The organism is Microcoleus sp. LAD1_D3 (assembly GCF_036702135.1).
In the GTDB taxonomy this organism is placed as follows: Bacteria; Cyanobacteriota; Cyanobacteriia; order Cyanobacteriales; family Microcoleaceae; genus Microcoleus.
Window position 1 is genome coordinate 205,938 of record NZ_JAUBSB010000002.1, and the last position, 19,618, is coordinate 225,555.

General features: G+C 46.5%; 20 protein-coding genes. 9 read left to right on the forward strand and 11 right to left on the reverse strand.

The genetic code is table 11. The annotated features are described in order from the left end of the window. Nucleotides 1–3: 3 nt before the first annotated feature. Nucleotides 4–1,482 (reverse strand): 3' terminal RNA ribose 2'-O-methyltransferase Hen1, encoded by a 1,479-nt coding sequence (locus QUA74_RS01780; protein ID WP_333324405.1) that lies wholly within the window; start codon nt 1,480–1,482, stop codon nt 4–6. Nucleotides 1,483–1,784: 302 nt separating this feature from the next. On the opposite strand from QUA74_RS01780, the gene QUA74_RS01785 reads away from it, so the two are divergent. Both QUA74_RS01785 and QUA74_RS01790 read left to right on the forward strand, forming a co-directional pair. Beyond that, the gene (locus tag QUA74_RS01785; protein WP_333324407.1) at nt 1,785–2,723 is read left to right on the forward strand and encodes a trypsin-like peptidase domain-containing protein; all 939 of its coding nucleotides are present in this window, start codon (nt 1,785–1,787) and stop codon (nt 2,721–2,723) included. Between the two features lie 154 nt (nt 2,724–2,877). Next, complete coding sequence (locus QUA74_RS01790) at nt 2,878–3,114, forward strand: hypothetical protein (protein ID WP_333324409.1); 237 nt, start codon at nt 2,878–2,880, stop codon at nt 3,112–3,114. Between the two features lie 124 nt (nt 3,115–3,238). Here the strand turns inward: QUA74_RS01790 and QUA74_RS01795 are convergent, their stop codons facing one another. The 3 genes from QUA74_RS01795 to QUA74_RS01805 form a co-directional block, all read right to left on the reverse strand. Next, nucleotides 3,239–4,708, reverse strand: coding sequence for a GTP-binding protein (locus QUA74_RS01795; RefSeq protein WP_333324411.1), 1,470 nt, complete (start codon nt 4,706–4,708; stop codon nt 3,239–3,241). 180 nt (nt 4,709–4,888) lie between these two features. Continuing rightward, the gene (locus QUA74_RS01800) at nt 4,889–5,299 is read right to left on the reverse strand and encodes a hypothetical protein (protein ID WP_333324413.1); all 411 of its coding nucleotides are present in this window, start codon (nt 5,297–5,299) and stop codon (nt 4,889–4,891) included. 126 nt (nt 5,300–5,425) lie between these two features. Then, nucleotides 5,426–7,534: a hypothetical protein gene (locus QUA74_RS01805; protein ID WP_333324415.1), complete on the reverse strand. Its 2,109-nt coding sequence runs from the start codon at nt 7,532–7,534 to the stop codon at nt 5,426–5,428. Between the two features lie 215 nt (nt 7,535–7,749). Between QUA74_RS01805 and QUA74_RS01810 the strand changes: the two genes are divergently transcribed. Further along, a complete protein-coding gene (locus tag QUA74_RS01810; RefSeq protein WP_333324417.1) occupies nt 7,750–8,580 on the forward strand; it encodes a CPBP family intramembrane glutamic endopeptidase in 831 nt (276 codons plus the stop codon). Between the two features lie 245 nt (nt 8,581–8,825). On the opposite strand, the gene QUA74_RS01815 is transcribed toward QUA74_RS01810, so the two are convergent. The 3 genes from QUA74_RS01815 to QUA74_RS01825 form a co-directional block, all read right to left on the reverse strand. Continuing rightward, the gene (locus QUA74_RS01815) at nt 8,826–9,077 is read right to left on the reverse strand and encodes a hypothetical protein (RefSeq protein WP_333324419.1); all 252 of its coding nucleotides are present in this window, start codon (nt 9,075–9,077) and stop codon (nt 8,826–8,828) included. Further along, nucleotides 9,067–9,531, reverse strand: a complete 465-nt coding sequence (locus QUA74_RS01820) for a hypothetical protein (RefSeq protein WP_333324421.1) — start codon at nt 9,529–9,531, stop codon at nt 9,067–9,069. Before QUA74_RS01820 ends, QUA74_RS01815 begins: the two co-directional genes overlap by 11 nt. A 419-nt stretch (nt 9,532–9,950) precedes the next feature. Beyond that, nucleotides 9,951–11,723 carry a bifunctional serine/threonine-protein kinase/formylglycine-generating enzyme family protein gene (locus QUA74_RS01825; protein ID WP_333324423.1) on the reverse strand — a complete coding sequence of 591 codons (1,773 nt, stop codon included), beginning with the start codon at nt 11,721–11,723 and terminating at the stop codon, nt 9,951–9,953. A gap of 56 nt (nt 11,724–11,779) precedes the next feature. Here QUA74_RS01825 and QUA74_RS01830 point away from each other — a divergent pair, with 56 nt between their 5' ends. Then, the gene (locus QUA74_RS01830; protein WP_333324425.1) at nt 11,780–12,157 is read left to right on the forward strand and encodes an S-layer protein; all 378 of its coding nucleotides are present in this window, start codon (nt 11,780–11,782) and stop codon (nt 12,155–12,157) included. Nucleotides 12,158–12,238: 81 nt separating this feature from the next. Here QUA74_RS01830 and QUA74_RS01835 read toward each other — a convergent pair whose 3' ends face one another. The 4 genes from QUA74_RS01835 to psbH form a co-directional block, all read right to left on the reverse strand. Continuing rightward, on the reverse strand, nt 12,239–12,505 hold the full coding sequence (locus tag QUA74_RS01835) for a DUF3146 family protein (protein WP_333156302.1): 267 nt from the start codon (nt 12,503–12,505) through the stop codon (nt 12,239–12,241). Continuing rightward, complete coding sequence (gene pth / locus QUA74_RS01840; RefSeq protein WP_015176009.1) at nt 12,502–13,164, reverse strand: aminoacyl-tRNA hydrolase; 663 nt, start codon at nt 13,162–13,164, stop codon at nt 12,502–12,504. Before pth ends, QUA74_RS01835 begins: the two co-directional genes overlap by 4 nt. Further along, nucleotides 13,165–13,425 (reverse strand): TatA/E family twin arginine-targeting protein translocase, encoded by a 261-nt coding sequence (locus tag QUA74_RS01845; protein WP_333324427.1) that lies wholly within the window; start codon nt 13,423–13,425, stop codon nt 13,165–13,167. A gap of 151 nt (nt 13,426–13,576) precedes the next feature. After that, on the reverse strand, nt 13,577–13,780 hold the full coding sequence (gene psbH, locus QUA74_RS01850; RefSeq protein ID WP_015176007.1) for a photosystem II reaction center phosphoprotein PsbH: 204 nt from the start codon (nt 13,778–13,780) through the stop codon (nt 13,577–13,579). Nucleotides 13,781–13,992: 212 nt separating this feature from the next. On the opposite strand from psbH, the gene psbN reads away from it, so the two are divergent. The 5 genes from psbN (at nt 13,993) to QUA74_RS01875 (ending at nt 19,407) form a co-directional block, all read left to right on the forward strand. Beyond that, nucleotides 13,993–14,124: a photosystem II reaction center protein PsbN gene (psbN, locus tag QUA74_RS01855; protein WP_006633693.1), complete on the forward strand. Its 132-nt coding sequence runs from the start codon at nt 13,993–13,995 to the stop codon at nt 14,122–14,124. Nucleotides 14,125–14,368: 244 nt separating this feature from the next. After that, nucleotides 14,369–15,469, forward strand: a complete 1,101-nt coding sequence (aroC, locus tag QUA74_RS01860) for a chorismate synthase (protein WP_190659307.1) — start codon at nt 14,369–14,371, stop codon at nt 15,467–15,469. 1 nt (nt 15,470) lies between these two features. After that, nucleotides 15,471–16,382, forward strand: a complete 912-nt coding sequence (locus QUA74_RS01865; RefSeq protein ID WP_333048652.1) for an MBL fold metallo-hydrolase — start codon at nt 15,471–15,473, stop codon at nt 16,380–16,382. 632 nt (nt 16,383–17,014) lie between these two features. Then, nucleotides 17,015–17,938, forward strand: coding sequence for a hypothetical protein (locus tag QUA74_RS01870; protein ID WP_333311473.1), 924 nt, complete (start codon nt 17,015–17,017; stop codon nt 17,936–17,938). Between the two features lie 869 nt (nt 17,939–18,807). Continuing rightward, a complete protein-coding gene (locus QUA74_RS01875; protein WP_333324429.1) occupies nt 18,808–19,407 on the forward strand; it encodes a class II aldolase/adducin family protein in 600 nt (199 codons plus the stop codon). Nucleotides 19,408–19,618: the final 211 nt, after the last annotated feature.

Here is a 19,618-nt window from a genome sequence, read left to right on the forward strand (position 1 = left end):
TTATTATTCATCAAGCAGGACATCATCATTTTGCTCTGCCATTTTTGCAAACGCTTCCTCCCAGCCTGCACGCGGTTTTAGGCCTGCACGAATGGTGAATATTGCCATTTGCGTAGGCGAACCTACTTCTAAATCTTCGGTTCCCACACAACGAAACTCTACCCCACAGCCAAACCGTTCGGCAACCCCTTTCGCCCAAGTTTGAAATTCGGCCCTTGTCCACTCAAAGCGGTGCTCCCGGTGGCGAAATTGGCCCGCTGGCAAGTTTTCAAAGCGAACATTATATTCAATATTTGGAGTTGTGACGATCGCACTTTTGGGTCGGATAAATTCAAACAAAACCCGCTCAAAAGCAGCTAACCGTTCTAAATCCAGATGTTCGATCACTTCAATTACCGCCGCCGCATCAAAATCAGTCAAGCGGCTGTCCCGATAAATCAGCGAACTTTGAATTAGTTGAATGCGAGATTGTTGCGCGGGAGACAATCGATCGATTTGCAAACGTTCCCTGGCAATTTCTAATGCACGAAAGGACACATCGACGCCTGTAATTTGTTCGATCGAGCTTTCTTTCAAAAGCAATTTCAGCAGTTTTCCCTCCCCGCAGCCCAAATCTACCACTCGCTTAGCACCACTTTGCTTTAAAACCTCCGTTACAGCTTCCAAACGCTGTTCGTTCAAGCTGATTCGCTGTTCTAAAACTTCCTCTTCTAAAGCCTGAGAAACTTCCTGATCCTCCGGGTCAATATTATCTTCTTCTGCTAATTGTGCTACAGCAATTCGCGTCAGACGGCGCTGGCGTTTCAGATAGCGGTTGGCAATTTGTTCGCGGGCGGGATGCGCGTTTAGCCAACCTTCGCCGTGACGCAATAACTTCTCGATTTCATCATCGCCCACCCAATAATGTTTGTCGTCATCCAACACCGGAATTAGCACGTAAAGATGGCTTAACAAATCCGCCAAACGAACTGTATTTTGCAGTTCCACAGAAAAGTAAGGACTCGCGCCCCACTCAGGAAATTGCTCGTCAAGAATCAGGGGTTTTGCTGCGACTTGATAGCCAAGCGGCTCAAACATTTCGCGCAGAAACTTTTCGCCGCCACGACAGGGCAAAACCGCCAGCTTAACTGTCAAAGGAATAGCTGTTTCTGCGAGTTCTGGGCGGTCTTTGCAGCGACCGGATAGAGCTGTACTAAAGACTTTGGCGAGGGCGACAGACAGAAAAGAAGAGGCAACGTAAGGGCGATCGTTCACGTATTGTTCGAGAGGGCGATCGCCCGATTTCGACTTGCCCCGCACCAAACCAACCGGATCGACATCTAAGAGTAAAGCCGCCGTGCACCTTTCTGCATTTGCCTCTGGATAAAACACGCTGGCTTGCCCGAAAGTCATCGGAAAGGATTGATGGCGATCGGGATGTTTGTGCAGCAAATAGCCCAAATCCGTAGCAGGTACGCGAGTTGTAGAAATAGTTAATAACATAATATTGTACCTCATCTATTTGAGGAAGGCTATACTGAAAGTCTTAATCGTTAAGCATTATACTTCTGAATCCTGACTCCGGCTATATAACTACAAACTTTGGCAACCAAGGGTAATTTGTTGCAAGTTCTTCATAATCATATACGCGGATCGTCGTATTGTTTCCTAAGTTTATTTTGAGGATTATTAGATCAGTTACGGGATGATTTGGTCTGGTTTTGAACGAGAGTTTACGATTTACAGTCATCAATTCATCCCCTGATTTAGCAAGGCCCCAATTTCTTATTCAAAAGGAGATTAATATGTCGAACCATGAAAGCGTCTCATCCGAAAGCAGACAGAACACAGAACAACCAGGACACGAAGCGGTTTCAAGTGAGCCTGAGTCACAAGAAATGGCAGATGATCTATTTGTTGCCGAGTTCGCAGGAACTGCTGGTATAGGCGAGATTGAGTCAGTAGCTGGTTTCGATCCTGCTCGAGCATTACGAGAAGGCACTGAAGCAGAAGAAGTACCAATTACAACAGAACTCGAAGCATTGCAAGATGCTGCCACTTTGGAATTTTTAGAACCAGAAACAGTCTGCGGTCAAGACGATCGCGTTCGGATGTCACCTGCTACTAACCTCCCTTGGCGATGGATATGCCAACTCCTGATCACATTCCCTGGGGGATCGGTTCGTGGAACAGGATGGTTTATTGGCCCACGAACCGTGATGACGGCAGGACACTGCGTTTACAGCAAAGGTGCTGGAGGATGGGCGCAGAAGATTGAAGTCATTCCTGGCATGGATAGTGCCAGTCGTCCTTTCGGATCGCAGGTTGGTACTGCCTTCCGCAGTGTGAAAGGCTGGACAGACAGCGCCGATCCTAACTTTGACTATGGGGCGATTATTCTGCCGAATAATGACCTAGGTAATCGGGTTGGCTACTTTGGGTTTGCGAATGTAGCAGACAGCGGACTAAAAAACCTCACAGTGAATAATTCTGGCTATCCAGGTGACAAGCCATTTGGCACTCAGTGGTTCAATGCTGGTAGTATCACTAAAGTTACCGATCGTAAAATCTATTACATGGTTGACACCTATGGTGGACAAAGTGGTAGCCCAGTATGGCGTTTCTTGAATGGCGAACGACATGGGGTTGGCATCCATGCTTATGGTGGCTGTCCTAACTCAGCGACTAGAATTATTAAACCAGTATTTGACAATATGCTGGCTTGGCGAAATCTCGGGTTCTAGTAGGGAACTTGATTAGAGATATCCAGAAATTCCTGATCGCTCTTAAGATAGTTAACTGTTGACTGTTAACAGTTGACAGTTAACTAGATTTGAGAATTCCGATCAAGCGCAGATTTGATATCATAACTTGACGAAAGTATGTACTTAAACAGCTATGGAAATTGAAGGCAAGATTATGACGGTTATGGAAAGCTGGCCTTTGCAGTTGACAGTGCAGACTCAGACAGCTCTCTATCATGTTGTACTTCGTTCAGACACTCAAATTACTCAGCAGGGAAAAGAGGTCAATCCAGGTAGCTTACGCCCTGATTTACCAGTTAGGATCGGAGGTCAAGTCTCTAGTTCAAATCCTCTGGCTATGAATGCTGAGGCGATCGAGGTTTTGGAATAGCTTTGTTGCATGGTGCAGGTGCGATCGCAATCAGTAGCAGCAAGAGTTCTTGGCCACCAATGGAAGTTAAACCACGGATCAAGTCTTGTTCTCGGTTGAGATTGCTCCTTCTTCCTTCTTCTCGCTAAGATTTCTGTTTTTCCACACTGCCCAAATCCAACTTAGCCCGCAACTCCTCCTTAATCCGATTTAAAATAGAATCCTCATCCAAAGAAGACAAAATCTTGCTCACCACAGCCTTTGGCCCGTCATCTCCCCAAGAAGCACCATTAGCCAAATAAGCCTTAGTAACTTGACCGATTCCGTAGGAAGAAACCCCCGCGATCGCAGCTTGCGTCACGGCCACAGACAAATAAGGCCCTAAAGCCAAACCCCCCGTCGCTGGCGTCGCCAAACCCAACAATCCTTTCAACGAGCTCAAACCAAAATTAGCCAGCAATTCACCCGCAGTAATTCCCCCCATACTAATCGCAATCTTTTGCAGCAATTCCACCGCGCCCGCTTCCGTCATCGCAATGCCGTAAACTTTAGATAAAGTTAATATCATCACCACATCAATTACTGCACCACTAAGAATATCAACTACAGTAATTGGATTAAGTGCGATCGCCACAGCTTTAGTCATTACCCCGTTCCAGATAATTCGATTAGCCGCGTCATCTCGAATCTCCATCTTTCGCTGCACCAACTGCTCGTTAATATCCCCCGCACAGAGCATCGTATTCAGCGCGACCAAAGATTTGCCTTCTCGGTCTAAAATCTCCAAAATCTTTAATTTTAAATCTTGCACTTGTGGCAAACTGCGAGTCATTTGCACGCCCATACTTCCGTCAGGACGGCGCACCGCCCTCGCCGTCAAAGGCGAAGCTGCCGCCATCACAATTTCATCGGCAGACAACAATTCTCTGACGCGGTCATCTCGAATTTTATGATAAATTGCCAGCCTGTCTGCATCAGGATACTGGTCAATTTTATTAAACACTAATAACATCGGTTTTCCGGCTTCCCGCAACTGCGAAAGTGCTGCGTATTCCACCTTTGTAATGTCCCCAGCAACTACAAACAAAATCAAATCTGCTTGTTTAGCAACGCGGCGGGCTAAAAGTTCGCGAGTTTCGCCGTCAACTTCATCTATTCCCGGAGTGTCAATTAATTCTACTTGCGACAAACGGTAAATAACTGGCGAAAGTCGTAGCGTAGCGGGGCGTAAGCCATCGGGCAAATTCTCATCAATACCGTCTCCGACATCCCATTGGCCTATAGTCGTCGTGCGAGTCACCCCGTGAGTCGGGCCAGTTTCAAACACATTTTGACCTAGCAGCGCGTTCAAAACCGAAGATTTTCCCCTTCCCACCATCCCAAACACAGCGATTTGCACGCAAGCGCGCTCTAGCTTGTCGAGCATTTTCTCCAACCCGCCAATTTCCGGTTCCAGTCCAGTTCGCTCTTGAAGTGTCAAGTCGAGATTTTCTACTATATCTCGCAGAGCATCTTTAGCGTGGCGCAGGTTGAGTTCTGCCTGAATGTCTGCGAAGCTTAAAATTGTGTCATCTAATTCTCGATCGACATTGGAAAAATCCGAGGCTTCAGTCATTGTCACCTTGTTTTATAGCTTGGTTATATCTAAATTTGCAACCGATACAATGCCATTGTAGCTGTTTCTGTCGGCTTCGTACACCCCGCACCAGTTGGCCGCGCCAAAAAATCGGTTTTTGACAATTAGGAAATAACCGCAAGATGTCAATGTTGAATTTCCTGTGGAATCGGCGAGTTGCTAAAGCATCGGCATCTCTTCCTTTGATGCTCGCAACTCCATTTTCCCGCCAACAATCCAGACATCAACAAAAGGAGTCTCTTGCACCCGCACTTCCTTTGTTTCCGTCTCACCACCCTCCACCGCAACCTTCAACTTAACTATGGATTCCTCCACAGAAATTTCCACGGCATCCGCGAAGGAAATCGTCAAATCCGTACTCACCCCAGACTTACGATAGACTTCCTTTTCATTCACTTCTACAGTCACGGTGTTATTGCTGAAACCGTCGCGAAGTTTGACAGATAAACGCATAGTGGTACTCGCTTGGTATTTGTAAGAGGTAAAAATCTCGGCTTGGGCGCGATCGGGTACGCAGGTAGACCCGATCGCCAAAATTGCCAACAAAATTATCAGGTGTCGAACCAACAACAGACTTATCCTTAATGCTGTGAGGTTTTTGTCGGTAGTGTTTTGTACAAACTAACAAAAATTGCTTTACTTATTTAGTTTAGAATAAAGTAAAGCAATCTTCAGGGTGATTCACCAATTTAATGTTTACTTCTTGTCGGCCGATCGCACTGTCTTGACTTCCATTGCTGAGATTTGGCTCAACGTTTTGTTGACCGCATCCTCATCCCCGCTTTTAGCCTGAACCTCAGCTAAACACGAAAGAGACATCTGTGCCGAAACAGGATCGAGAATCTTGGAATCGGCGACTGCTGTCAGCAACTTGGCGCTTTCCTCCAACTTCGCTGGGCGTACAATCACCCGGTTTTCACGATCGTCCGTGATCGTTTTAAACTCACGGCTAGCGTTGATACCCTGCACCATCCGAACATAGTTTGCCATCGCGTGTTTCGGATATTTTGCTAGAACTTCCTCAAAAGCATCGTTACCGCTTCGCAATGACTCGTCATCCGAACCCAGCAGATAAAGCAAAGAACCCTGTTCGTCGCCCATAAACAGAGCGGCCAGTTCTTCCTCAATTGGCGTCACAGGATAGCGAACGCGAATAGTCAGGATATCCGAGAATACCTCGGAACCGTCCAAAGCTCCATAGACCGCCCGTACCCGGTAATTTCCGGGTTGATCGAAATAGAGTCCGTCTTTACCGTAGCCGATATACGCGCTTTCAGGAATCACATCATCGCGGGCGATCGTACTTTCTCGCTGACCAACTAAATGATCGATTAGCGGTTCATAAGTAACGACTGCGCCGCTAGGCTTGCGAATCACGATTTTGACCAAGCCGCAATTCGGATGCAGCCAAGTATGCACCCGGCGCCCGCCTGCAGACGTCGTTCCCAGCATTAATTCCAGTACCACAGGCTCACCAAGCGCGAAGCTTTTTTGGTTGGTTGAGATCCTGAAAGTCAGTCCCGACTCATCGCGAATTGGATCGGCCATCACTTCCTGACCCAGACCAGAGCCGATAGCAAAGTCGTTTCCACCCACAATAATATTGTTGCGGAACGCATGGCGGAGATGGATGACCTCCTCATTGTCGAACTGAAACGCAAATTGGCTCCAGTAGGTAGCCTCGCCACCCGGCGCTGGGTAATTAAAAGGATAGTTCATCCAAGACAACGCCTGGGGGCGATTCGTACCGGGGGGCGTCGCCAAGGATTTTTGCCACGAGTGCAGCAAGTTAAAACTATGCCCCAGCTCGTGAACGTAGGTATAGAGCTGCAACCGCAGTTTTTCGGCAGTTTCTCCGCCTATACCTTGATGAAATACGGCGCAGCCTTGCCGCTGCTTCCCTTGCTGGTCAAACATGATGCCGAACAGCCCAGGGCCGATGTCGTGGAGTTGAGCAACTACCTGCCAAACAGCCCACTGTGGCAAATCCTGCCACAAGGTGAAGTGTTTCTGCATCGAAGCGTGCAGTTCGGAGTTGCTCCATTTAGCGCCAGCACCAGCTTCATCGATGTTGATGACGTTGTTTCCTGCTGTTGCGATCATCTCGATCCCAGCTTCTGCATAGGAACTGACGACGCTGAGGTTGCGCGCTGGCCCCCCCGACGGCAGCGAGCCGGTGTTGTAGCTGCTGAATACGGGAGTGACAACATCCGAAACCCGGTCTGTTTCGAGTCGCAGACTGCGGAAATAGACAGACTCAAAGGCGCAAATATAAGTTGCTCCGGCGACTCCGCCATTTGTGAAAAATTGTACCGTTGCTGGCGCCTGTGGCTGGAAGATGAACTTTCGCTGGATTGTCACCTCAATTACCGGAGATCCGGCGGCAAAGGTAAAACTTCCGAGGCCCTTGACGACGACTTGAGAGGCTGTCGCGGCGATCGTCGGCGCATCGACTATAAAGGAGCCAAAATAGGTGGTTGTACCGCCGCTAATTTGGAAGAAGTCGCCGCTTAACCGCTTCATCGGTCGAGTGCGATCAACGTCTACCCGGAGTTCAAGTTGAAAGCTGCCTAATGTACCGCGGTAGCGCCCGCTGACGGGTCGTTTGGCGATCGGAAATGGGCTCGGTGCGATCGGCAGTGGTGGGATGCTAGGTATGGGTGCGGTTTCGCCCTGGATGGGATGCGTTGGATCGCTAATTCCCGCCTCTATTGCGGCGATCGCGGCGATGTCATCAACTGACATTTCTCCAAACGAAAAATCACTACTGATTACATCGATACTTGTAGGATCTTGCTGAGACATTTTTATTTATCCTTTCATATTGTGATACTCCATATATAAATGGCAGTGTTGGCGAGTGCACAGTCGCTTTTTCGAGTGACACTTATTTGTGCTACACCATTTGAGTGTCACTCATTGAAGCGACAGTGTTGTTGACTGTGTCACTCATGCGTCCGACCCATGTTATGTTTATTTTTACTGAAAATTAACCTCTCTCAGCAAGTAAATTGTAACCAATGATTAACCGATTCCAAAGAATAGCTAATTATCCATTTCCTTTACGTGTAATAATTTTCCTATTAATCTTGCTAGCAATTTGGCTGCCATTAGCAGCACCAATTTATCTGTTAGTTAAAGATAGTAACCCAGCAACTATTCTGACAATGGGATTGCTGTTTACTGAGTTTCTGTTCCTAGTGCCGCGCTGGGGAAAAAAGGTTTACGGACAAACCCAATTACTCAAAAGTTATGGTTTAATCAATACCCGAAAAAACGGTTTTGAGCTTTTAATTGGATTGGCGATCGGGCTTTTGCTCACTTTCAGCTTATTTGCGGTGCAAGGGCTGTTCGGCTTAGTCGCGTGGCAAAATTCTGATAATTTGCCTAGAATCGTCGCAGAAGGGCTATTAAGCGCCCTTGGAGTCGGTTTTGCCGAGGAGTTGGTATTCCGTGGTTGGTTGCTGGACGAGTTGCAGCGGGATTACAATTATAGAATATCTCTGTGGGCGAATAGCCTGGTGTTTGCCCTATCTCATTTTATCAAACCTGTCGCGGCAATGCTGGGGAGTTGGCCGCAGTTTCCGGGTTTGTTGTTGCTGGGTTTGATCCTGGTTTGGGGAAAAAGATGGCGCCAAAATCGCCTCGGTTTGTCGATCGGGCTTCATGCAGGTTTAGTCTGGGGATATTACATGATCAACATCGGGCAGTTAGTGCGATATTCGGCATCTGTTCCCGAGTGGGTGACAGGAGTTAACGGCAATCCGCTAGCTGGGGCGATCGGGCTGTTGTTTTTGAGCGTCTTGGCCTTGGGAATGCGAAAAATGTCCCAACAGTCCAAAGGTTTGTAATATATCCATCAGGTGCGTCCCTATGAGATTGTTGATATTTAGTTAGGAATTTATCGCAGGCGACACACCCTACAACTACTGCTGTTTTAGCAAAGGCATTACCAGATTAAATTGATATTTAGAGATTATTTAGGTTATAAATTATTTCTTGAGAACGCTTGATCGCAATAGTAGCAATCGCAGATAATAAGGGAAAATTATCGTCATAGTCTGCTTGATTTCGATATCGGCGCAACACTGCTAAATTATCGGCGATTAATTTGATATCTTGAGTCAGGATTAATATCAAATTCTTGCCAAACATAGCGGTGAATATCGCTAGTTTTTGGCAGGGAATGACTTTGTTTATCTCGCAAATAGTTCCGCGCTAAGATAAAAGCAGCATAATAGGAACGACTGATAGCATCCCTCAATCGCGCCTCCTGTTCAGCAGGAATAGTTGCTTGACCAGCCAGTTCTTTTGCTAAATTTAGGTATTGCGACCAATCAAAACTCATCAGTATATTCCAAAATCGTATAAAAATGCTCCCGAATTTCGTGGGATAATCCCCTAGACCAATTTTTACGCAATTCGTCTTCTCTATCCATTGCTTCATCGGGATCGAGGTCTGTCAAGATGATTGAGAGAACCAGATGAACATAGTTAGGAATTTCCGGGTCATTGATGACTTGAAGTAATAGTCTTTGTTCGGGGAAATAATTGCTAATTTGAACGGGTGCTTCTAGCACAACGGGAAGTAAAAACGGATATTGGTTAATAAAGTCAATGACTTCTGTCTTGTGTCGGACAATGTATGATTTTTCTAGGGTTTCGATGTCTGATTGGGAAATGAGGAAAGGCGCGACTCTTGGTGCTGATATCTTGTCTAAAATTAAGGATGCTAGGGCATTTTGTTCGGCTTCGGGTAGTTGAGAGACGGTGGCAAAAGTTTCTTCTAATAGGTTATTCATTTTATAAATCTCCTATGCGACTATTCGTGAGAAAAATCAATATTTCTAATTATAATCTGTTCGGCGGTGAATCTGAAAAAAAAAATAGTTTACTACGCTGGAACCCATCCTAAATCAGCATCAACTCCTCCGTAAATAAACCAGACTATTTCAGCAGACTTGTCTATACAGAAAGCATTGACACAATGACAGTGATTTTCCCAAACAGAACTTACGCACAGGTGGCCAGAAACCGGGTTTTTTGAGGATATCCTTCGCTGTACTCCACAGATTAAGTAAAAAACCCGGTTTCTTTGTCGGGAGTGCATCCACGAGTGCAAAAAAAAATCGAGTCACCAGAGGCGACCAAAAAAGTGAAAAAGAAAAAAGAGTAAAGAGCAAAAGGGCAAAATAGCAAAGAAGAGTCCTCGCGGGGAAAACTAGGACGAGGAAGAAACCGACGCTACCGCAACGCGAAAACCCCAGTTCCTCCACCTGAGGTCCGACGAGTTGTAGCCACGATTGGCACTACGGCAATTGACCGCATAGTTGAGCCAGGAGCCACCACGCAGCACCGGGTAATTACTATCTCCACCACTTTCCCAGGCACTTCCATCAGTCGGCGCACCGTTATAATTATCGTGGTAAATATCTTGACACCATTCCCAGACATTCCCGTGCATATCATAAAGTCCAAAGCTATTGGGTGGAAAACTACCCACAGCAGTTGTTGTTTCACGATAGATTCCCTTCGGTGCAGAACCGTAGGAATTATTGCCACGATAATTAACTAAATCCGGGGTAACTGTGTCCCCAAAATGAAATGGAGTAGTTGTCCCAGCCCGACAAGCATATTCCCATTCCGCCTCACTAGGAAGGCGATAGCTTCTACCCGTCTTCTGAGACAATCTCACACAAAATTCAACAGCATCATTCCAAGAAACGTTTTCTATAGGAAGGTTTTTACCCTTGAAGTGAGAAGGGTCGGGTTTAAGGTCATACTGAATTTTGGGCAATTTAGCTACTGCTGCCCACTGTGCTTGATTAATCGGGTATTTCCCCATCAGAAACGGTTTGATTGTCACCTGATGTTGAGGTCTTTCATAGTCATCGCTTTCTGCTTCACTTGCAGGTGCACCCATTTTGAAGTTGCCTTTGGGGATAGAAACCATTTCTAAAGTAACGCCATTGGCGATAGTTTCTGTAAAAACCTGTGCTTGACTTTGGCTGCGCTTGATGATTTGCCCCTTTGAATTCACTGTCACCGTTTCAAATTGAACTGTTTTTAGGGAATTTGACAATACTTTTACAGGTTGAGGCGATTTGTTCCCCAAACTTTGATACACCGTTGGTGTCGGTGGCGGTGGTGGCGGTGGTGGTGGCGGGGAAGGCCGCGACAAAGATAAAATTGCTTGTAATGCTTCCCCTGCATTTTGATAGCGCTGACTGAAATGGTCGCGCACCATTTTATCTAAAATATTCCCTAAGTTATTGCTAACTTGCGCCCGATTTCGCCAAATAACTTCTCCCGTCTGCGGATCTTCTGGTAAGGTATGAGGAGGTTGACCAGTCAATGCTTGAATCCCAATCATCCCCACTGCATAAATATCGCTACACAGTTTAGGTTTGCCGTTCGCTTGTTCGCTGGGCATATAACCCGAAGTACCAATGCCAACGGTGAAGCTAGTTTGTCCTTGAGGATTAACAACCATTGTGCTAATTTCCTTGACAGCGCCAAAGTCAATCAAGATAATTTTACCATCTTCGCGGCGCATTAAATTAGCAGGTTTCAAGTCGCGATGAATCACATTTTGCTGATGAACAATGGCTAAAACTTCTAAGATATCGTGCAATAATTTAATAGTATAGGATTCGCTGATTTTTTTACCTAGAATCAGTTCTTTCGTAAGGTCATGTCCTTCGATAAAATCTTGCACCAAATAAAATTCCCTATTTTCCTCAAAGTGGGCGGAAAGGCTGGGGATTTGGTCGTGTAGCTTACCCAATTTATGCAGCGTTTCGGCTTCTTTGTCGAATAAGCCTTTGGCAATTAGTAAATGGTCGGGATTGGGATCTTTTGGTTTAAGATGTTTGACGACGCACTGCGGCTGCCGGGGTAAGTCTAAATCTTTAGCTAGGTAAGTGTCGCCAAAAGCGCCTTGTCCCAAGAATTTGATGATTTGATAACGATTGCGGAGGGTACGACCCAGCATAGTTTTCAGGGAATGCAGTGGAAGTTAGGATATATTGTCGCACAAGAGGAAATTAGATGCTTAAACTCAGAATCGTTTCCACAATTATATTGCTAATTAGTGCCAGTTGTTCATTTCCCGTACAAGCACAAAATCCTGCACAATTCAAGCCAAATAATTCTTTAGTTCAAGTGCAGCAAACGCCCGAACAAATTCTGAACGCTTGCGTGCAGAATCAGGCTGAAACCCTGCCAAATCCTTTTACCGATGTACCTTCCAATCACTGGGCTTACAAAGCTGTTTTGACAATGTATTATTGCGGGGCTTACCGAGAAGGGATGAACCCTGCTTTAATTAAAGAATCACTGGAATCGGAACCTCCTACTAGAGAAAGTTTGCCTTCCCGATCACCATTTCCCAATTTCCCATTACAGCCTTTTCCCGTGATTAATTAAAGAATGACTGGAATCGGAATATCCTACTACAGGAAGCTTTTATTCCCGATTGCCTTTTCCCCATTTCCCATTACCAAGATTTTAAAACTCAGCCCGAACCGTAAACGAATAATCCCCGCCCGGTTCAAGCTGATAATCCCATTTTTCCAGAAAACGGTGCAGCGGTTCCTGAATCAAGGCCCTACCCTGAGAAGGTTCAAGTATCAGAGTTTTTTCTGCCGTGAAACGCCACTGAAACTGCCACTCAAAATTGCCGGCAGTCACTTCACCCTCAATCGTGCCTTTTTGCCAAGATTGGCCAGTAACCCGGACATATGCAGTTGTTTCAGGCAAACGTCTCGAACTCACCTTTTTGTTTCCGCGTTTGTTTCTGCAATTGTGCGACTATTGTAAAGGCTCATGGCTTTTTCTACTCCTTGGTGCAGACTCAGTTCCACAGCTTCTACAACCAGTTTAAGCACTTTCTCTACTAACTGACTTTCCTCTGAGGAAAATTTTCCTAACACGAAGGAAATGGTATCTTTCTCATTTTTAGCAGCATCGTTTTGAGGTTTGCCGATGCCAATCCGCAAGCGGGGAAATTTGTCTGTGCCTAAATGAGAAATTGTCGATTTCATGCCGTTGTGTCCGCCGGCCGAACCGGCAAGTCGCATTCTCAATTTCCCGATCGGCAAATCCATATCATCGTATACTATTAATACCGACTCTGCAGGTATTTTGTACCAATCCGTCGCCGCCCGAATCGCTTGACCCGACAAATTCATGTAAGTAAGCGGTTTCAGCAAGCGGATTTTCTGTCCCCGCGGCCGGTTTCCCTCGCCAAATATGCCTTGAAATTTGCGATTTTCCGACAGGGAAATCTGCCAAGATTTAGCCAAGGCATCGACAGCATTAAAACCGATGTTGTGTCGGGTGCGATCGTATTTAGGTTCGGGATTGCCCAACCCAACTATTAGCTGGGGAATCACTAACTCCGCTGGTGTTTCCGACTTCTGAGTGTTGTTCATTTAACTGTCTGTGCTATCTTCCTTGGGAGTAGCCGTAGCGAGTTTTTCAGTTTCCGGTTTGCTGCTAGTTGCTACTGCTTCTTCTAACTGCTTAGCTTCCCGCGTGAACTCCGACTCAAAATCCCGCGAAGCATCTTGAAAGCCGCGAATAGCCTTCCCCATACTCCGACCGATTTCAGGTAATTTTTTCGGACCAAATACCAATAGGGCGATCGTAAAAATAACTGCCATTTCGGGCAAACCAATGCCAAAAATATTCATGGTTTTTCTCCAGCAATTTGTTTAGTTACTTCTTGTTTATTTATGGCAAAAGTAATCGGAAAGGGTAAGGAAAAACGGGAAAACTTAGCTTTTGCCCTTTCTCCTCAACCCTCAGCTTTTACTTTTAGCCTTACTGTTTTGTGATCAATTTTTAGCGGCCGAGACTCGACCAATCCATATCCACACTCTCCAGAATCAGAGAAGAGTTGTAGATTTGCAAAATAATCAACAAGAACACGAAAAACAGTCCAATGAACACGCTCATCAACAGCGTGGTTCCCCAGCCGGGGGCTACCTTGCCGTATTCCGAGTTAAGGGGTTTGAGTATATCTCCTAACCAAGTCCGTTGTGCCATAAGTCACCTGCAATGAATCTCTACAGAAAAGTTTGACATATTTCTACCGCTAATTGCGATCGCAATTTCTCAGAAATGTTGCCGGGGGACTCGGAAAACGGGGAGTGGGGGTTGGCTGCCATACCGTACAGCGCCTAAAATAACGAGACTTTCAGACGGATTGTTATTTTTTGTAATATTATAGAGTGGAGCACTCATAATCGATCAAAAATATGGAACCCGCAGCAGTTCTCGGCATTTCACTGGGCGTGTGTCTGGTGGCAATCACCGGATTCTCGATCTACACCGCTTTCGGTCCCCCTTCTAAGGAATTGAGAGATCCTTTTGAAGAACACGAAGACTAAAGAAGAAGGAAGGCACAACACGGATTCGGACACGGATACACTGATGAATTTAAGTGTGTTTCCAGATATCTCTTATTCTCTGTCTCTCCCTCTCTCCCTGGTAGATATTCTTCTAGGGGTGGGAAGGGAGTGATGCTGTGAGGCGATCGCCTGTCGCCTACTCGTCAATGGTATATTTTTCAGAAATACAGTAAATCTCTATTCCATTTAAGCTAAAAATTATTAAGTTTCAGGGAAAAGCATCATGGGCAATACCTTTGGGCATTTATTTCGGATATCGACATTTGGGGAATCTCACGGCGGCGGTGTGGGAGTAGTAATTGACGGTTGCCCGCCCTTAGTGTCGATCGACGCATCGGAAATTCAAGCCGAACTCGATCGCCGCCGCCCCGGCCAAAGCAAAATTACCACACCTCGCAAAGAAGCAGATACCTGCGAAATTCTGTCGGGGGTGTTTGAAGGCAAAACTTTGGGAACGCCGATCGCAATTTTAGTCCGCAATCAAGACACTCGCCCCCAAGATTACGGCGAAATGGCGACTACCTACCGCCCTTCTCACGCTGACGCTACCTACGATGCTAAGTACGGAATTCGTAACTGGCAAGGCGGAGGTCGATCGTCCGCGAGAGAGACAATTGGTAGAGTAGCAGCAGGGGCGATCGCAAAAAAAATTCTCAAACAAGCAGCAGGAGTCGAAATAGTCGGCTACGTCAAACGCATCAAAGACTTAGAATGTGTCGCCGACCCGGACACTGTTACCTTAGAACAAGTAGAAAGCAACATCGTCCGCTGTCCAGATGCCGAATGCGCCGAAAGAATGATTGAACTGATCGAAAAAGTTCGCGACAGTGGAGATTCGATCGGCGGTGTAGTCGAATGCGTCGCCCGCAACGTACCCAAAGGCCTGGGAATGCCCGTATTCGACAAACTAGAAGCCGACTTGGCCAAAGCCATCATGTCCTTGCCCGCCAGCAAAGGCTTTGAAATTGGTTCCGGGTTTGCCGGGACTCTGCTCAAGGGCAGCGAACATAATGATGAATACTATACTGATGATAAGGGTGTAATTCGTACAGTGACGAATCGCTCTGGCGGAATTCAGGGTGGGATTGCTAACGGCGAAAATATCATTTTGCGGGCGGCATTCAAGCCGACTGCGACAATTCGCCAGCAGCAGCGTACAGTTACCCGAGAGGGCGAAGAAACCCTGCTGGCTGCCAAAGGACGGCATGACCCTTGCGTTTTGCCAAGAGCTGTGCCAATGGTGGAAGCGATGGTAGCTTTAGTGTTGTGCGATCATCTGCTGCGCCATCACGGACAATGTGGAACCTTAAAGCCTGAATTTTAAAATGGAAATCAGCTTGTCCTCAGTAGCGGCAACTCCCCTTGATTGCCCTCAACCCTCCGAATCAATAAAAGGTATAGATGATTTTGTAGTACAGTTCTGGGGCGTGCGGGGCAGTGTTCCGACACCCGGACAGGAAACTGTTCGCTACGGCGGCAATACTTCTTGTTTGGAAATGCGAGTCGCTGGCAAACGCTTGATTTTTGACGGCGGAACAGGCTTGCGGATGCTGGGAGACCAGTTGGTGCAAGAAATGCCCGTGCAAGCTTATATGTTTTTTACTCACTATCACTGGGATCACATTCAAGGTTTCCCGCTGTTCGCCCCAGCTTTCATCCGCGGCAATAGCTTTGATATTTACGGGGCGACTCCGCCGGATGGAGATTGCATGAAAAGGCACTTCGTTGAACGGGTGCTCCACTCGAATTCGCCGGTGCCGCTGATGGGTTTGCAGGCAGATTTGAATTTCTACGAACTCAATCACAACCAGACGATGATGCTGGACGATATTGAGATTAGGACGGGTTCTCTGAATCACCCCAATACTGCTATGGGATATCGGGTGACTTGGCAAGGACGATCTGTTGTTTACTGTTCGGATACTGAGCATTTTCCCGATCGCCTAGATGAGAATGTCTACAATTTAGCCCTCGACGCTGATGTGCTGATTTACGACGCGATGTACACAGATGAGGAATATCACAACCCCAAGTCTCCGAAGGTGGGTTGGGGACACTCGACTTGGCAGGAAGCGGTGAGAATGGCTAAGGAGGCGCGGGTGAAACGAGTGGTGATTTTTCACCATGATCCGGCTCACACTGACGATTTTCTCGATCGCATCGCCGAAGATGTGCAAATCGCTTTTCCGAAGGCTGTCATGGCCCGCGAGGGTCTTATTTTGCCGATCGGCTTCTGAACCTTCGCCTCTGACGGTCGATCGAACCATCAATCGATCGAACCATAATTATTATGTGAATATGTGGATCTGGGGCGAAACCAGCTCCACAATTTTTTTTAATACGCAGCAAACTCTTAACTGCATGGTATAATTCTTGCTTGTTAAGTTTTTAGGCAGATTATTTAAGGTTTTTTTTATTCTTCAACCGCGTCCGCAAGACGCCAAGACGTAAGATAATTGGAGGATTGCCAAGGGTGAAAAGGAGACTGTTTTGAATGTCAACAAACACGGGGAGGCGAGGATATCGCACGCCTGAGTGCTAGTCTGAGGCCAGTAGACTTCCAGAAGCCTTGTTACAGATTAATTATTAAGGACAAAAACTGAAGTTATAGCTCGGATCAAATAAAAGCGCGATCGGTTTTTTCGGCTCATGAATATTGACAACTCTCAAAAGCTAATAGCTTTTAGGTACAAACTGAGAAAATTTTCAGCAGTCAATTTGACTAACCAGAAAGAAACGATCGCTCTTGAGTTTGGCAGTAGCTGCGGCAAGCGAATGTTATGACTTGACTATCAAAATGGGAAATTTACGTTTTAGATCTTCAGCACATCAATACAGATGGATTGCCTTAGGCAGTTTTGCTGTAATTATGGGTATTTCAGGCGCCCTGGCCTACCGCCTCGCCCCGCCCCCCGGATTCATGGCTCAAGGCACTCTTACTTCTAATAATCCGCCAGTCAAATTTTCGACCACGGGCACGACAATTCTCAAGCAGGGAGAGCAACTCACCCCGGAGGTTCTCCTAGCAGATAATGTGGTCAAAGCAGTGGCAGATGCAGTTAAGCTGTCGCCCCAGCAAGTTCGACAAAATGCTAGTGTCAAGATTTCTAAGCCGGAACAACCCCTACAAATTGTGGTTGGGTATCGCTCTCTCGATCAGGAGCAAGCAATCCAAACGGCGGATATGTTGATGAAGGGCATGGTTGAAAAAAGCCGCCTGATTAACAGATATCGGTGGCAATCAGTCAATCAGTCGCTCAACCAACGCTTGGCACAAGTCACTCAAGACCTGAAACAAGCTCAGCAAAAACTCGACCAATACGAAAGAGAGCGCGCTCGCCTGTTGCAGCAAATGAAGCTTCAGCAAGACTTTTACAACAAAACTCAGCTTGCAATGGCGGATACGCAAGCGTCGGAAAAAGAAATGGTTAGCAGTTTGGCCGCCGCTACAGTGCCGCAAATTGTGGCGACGCCCACGAGTGATCCGACAGTGCCTCTGATTTTGGGAATTGGCTTGCTGTTGGCAATTTTAGTCAGCCGCGGTTTGATTCCTTCGGTGGCGGATTGGAAGTACAAAGCAGCTTTTCAACGAGAAGAGAGCGAAAGGCTCCAAAGTGCTTTGTACCGACTGATCAAAGAAGGCCGCGGCGAAATAACTCTGGTGCGGTTTGCGATGGAAACGCGGCTATCGCCGGATGTCGCTCAGCGTTTTTTGAACCAACAAGCTGAAGTTTTTAATGCCAATTGCGAAATTAAAGACGACGGCAGCATTTTGTATCACTTCCACATTTAAAGGGCTGGGGGCGATCGCACTTCACAGAAAAATTTAGCCGATCGGGCCCTCACTGCTCGATCGGCTTGTTTTTTTCTTAATAGGACTTATATCCGGTTCGGTCGATCGACTATCCCCCTTTAGGTAGGCGCGGGTTTACGGGATCTATAACTTATACTACTACTACAGCTTTGGGTAAACCCGCCGACGCGAGCTGGCGTGGCCGTGATTTTAGCCGACATGATATTACCCTCAACCCGGTTTCTTAGCTTGTAGGATGCCCCGGAGCTAAAAATTGCTCGATCAACATAGGTGTTGACAGATGTGTTGACTAACGTAGAACACCCGAAGATTGGACAAGTTCGTCCCAGACTGGCTAAGAAATATTTTTTTTGTTCCGCTTGCTTCTTGCTTCAATATAGATATAATCATAAAAAATAAGTAAATATACGGTTGCTTTTTACCGGAGTTAGCGGATTAAGGCGTACTTGATCCATAAATATTTATTAAGGTAGAGCTAAACTCAGTAGAAACGCTGTAGTATAGAGCAATAACCGATTCAGGGAGGTTATGTAGTTTCACATCAGAAACTCGATCGGGCAAAAGCCTGGAATTAAACTCCCCGAATGAAAGCGTACATTTTCATATTGAACTTTTGTAATCACCTAGAGGCTAAATCATGATTTTTGCAATAATTGGTTCTTCTTTCCTAGCTTACTTTTTGCTAATGTCGGTCGCTAATTACGGCGACACTGGAATGTAGATTAGTTAAGGCACTTATGCACCGAGACAGAAGGCAGCAAGCAAAAAAAAGCAGTTTGACAACTTCGATTAAGTCTCAGCTTGGGCCATGTCTGTCGTGTCAGAGTCGTGTCTGATCGGACAAAAAAATGGATGAAGGAGTCGTTAAGTACCGCTGTGACTGGGAAGAAGCAGACCCTGTAGCTGCCCGGAACATAGCAGATTTGATGGACTGGCGCGATCGGCTCCACGCTTGGGGATTAATTGGCGTCTACGAAAATGGCATAGGGTTTGGCAACGTCAGCGTCAGGCTCGGCAATTCTTGCCAATTCGTGATTTCGGGAACCCAGACTGCACACTTGAGAACTCTGGGACCAGAATCATACTGTACTGTTACCGAATTTAACTTAGAACAAAATTTCCTCGGATGCCGGGGCCCCGTACAAGCTTCGTCGGAGTCCCTGACTCACGGGGCCCTGTACCTTCAGAGAGAGGATGTGGGCGGGATAATTCACGTCCATAATCCTAAGGTATGGCAGCAACTGCTGTTTAAGATTCCTACTACTAGAAAAGAAATACCTTACGGCACTCCCCAGATGGCCTTAGAAATGTTTAGACTTTTTGAGGAGGAGAAGTTGGCAGAGCGCCAAATTCTGGCCATGGCCGGTCACGAGGACGGCATTATATGTTTTGGCAGCACCGTGGACGAAGCGGGCCAAGTGCTTTCGGCTGTGATTGGTTACACATGATATCTTGCACTATTCTCAGAAAAAGCTAAGAAACCTGGTTTATTGACAAAAAACCTAGGATTTTACCTGTGTCTATGCCAAAAAACTAAGGTGATGACGTAGATGCCTGATTTGAGTTAGACTGAGCTTTACTCTTGACATCTTGCCGCTGGCTCGATTTAGCCTAATGGGTTCAAAACTTTTGAAGTGCCTCTTGCCTCTGCGGTAAGGG

What these genes read in the sequence shown, in the direction of transcription:
- QUA74_RS01780 (WP_333324405.1), bottom strand. Translation starts at nt 1,482, where the DNA reads ATGTTATTAACTATTTCTACAACTCGCGTACCTGCTACGGATTTGGGC.
- QUA74_RS01785 (WP_333324407.1), top strand. Translation starts at nt 1,785, where the DNA reads ATGTCGAACCATGAAAGCGTCTCATCCGAAAGCAGACAGAACACAGAA.
- QUA74_RS01790 (WP_333324409.1), top strand. Translation starts at nt 2,878, where the DNA reads ATGGAAATTGAAGGCAAGATTATGACGGTTATGGAAAGCTGGCCTTTG.
- QUA74_RS01795 (WP_333324411.1), bottom strand. Translation starts at nt 4,708, where the DNA reads ATGACTGAAGCCTCGGATTTTTCCAATGTCGATCGAGAATTAGATGAC.
- QUA74_RS01805 (WP_333324415.1), bottom strand. Translation starts at nt 7,534, where the DNA reads ATGTCTCAGCAAGATCCTACAAGTATCGATGTAATCAGTAGTGATTTT.
- QUA74_RS01810 (WP_333324417.1), top strand. Translation starts at nt 7,750, where the DNA reads ATGATTAACCGATTCCAAAGAATAGCTAATTATCCATTTCCTTTACGT.
- QUA74_RS01815 (WP_333324419.1), bottom strand. Translation starts at nt 9,077, where the DNA reads ATGAGTTTTGATTGGTCGCAATACCTAAATTTAGCAAAAGAACTGGCT.
- QUA74_RS01820 (WP_333324421.1), bottom strand. Translation starts at nt 9,531, where the DNA reads ATGAATAACCTATTAGAAGAAACTTTTGCCACCGTCTCTCAACTACCC.
- QUA74_RS01825 (WP_333324423.1), bottom strand. Translation starts at nt 11,723, where the DNA reads ATGCTGGGTCGTACCCTCCGCAATCGTTATCAAATCATCAAATTCTTG.
- QUA74_RS01830 (WP_333324425.1), top strand. Translation starts at nt 11,780, where the DNA reads ATGCTTAAACTCAGAATCGTTTCCACAATTATATTGCTAATTAGTGCC.
- pth (WP_015176009.1), bottom strand. Translation starts at nt 13,164, where the DNA reads ATGAACAACACTCAGAAGTCGGAAACACCAGCGGAGTTAGTGATTCCC.
- QUA74_RS01845 (WP_333324427.1), bottom strand. Translation starts at nt 13,425, where the DNA reads ATGAATATTTTTGGCATTGGTTTGCCCGAAATGGCAGTTATTTTTACG.
- psbH (WP_015176007.1), bottom strand. Translation starts at nt 13,780, where the DNA reads ATGGCACAACGGACTTGGTTAGGAGATATACTCAAACCCCTTAACTCG.
- psbN (WP_006633693.1), top strand. Translation starts at nt 13,993, where the DNA reads ATGGAACCCGCAGCAGTTCTCGGCATTTCACTGGGCGTGTGTCTGGTG.
- aroC (WP_190659307.1), top strand. Translation starts at nt 14,369, where the DNA reads ATGGGCAATACCTTTGGGCATTTATTTCGGATATCGACATTTGGGGAA.
- QUA74_RS01865 (WP_333048652.1), top strand. Translation starts at nt 15,471, where the DNA reads ATGGAAATCAGCTTGTCCTCAGTAGCGGCAACTCCCCTTGATTGCCCT.
- QUA74_RS01870 (WP_333311473.1), top strand. Translation starts at nt 17,015, where the DNA reads ATGGGTATTTCAGGCGCCCTGGCCTACCGCCTCGCCCCGCCCCCCGGA.
- QUA74_RS01875 (WP_333324429.1), top strand. Translation starts at nt 18,808, where the DNA reads ATGGATGAAGGAGTCGTTAAGTACCGCTGTGACTGGGAAGAAGCAGAC.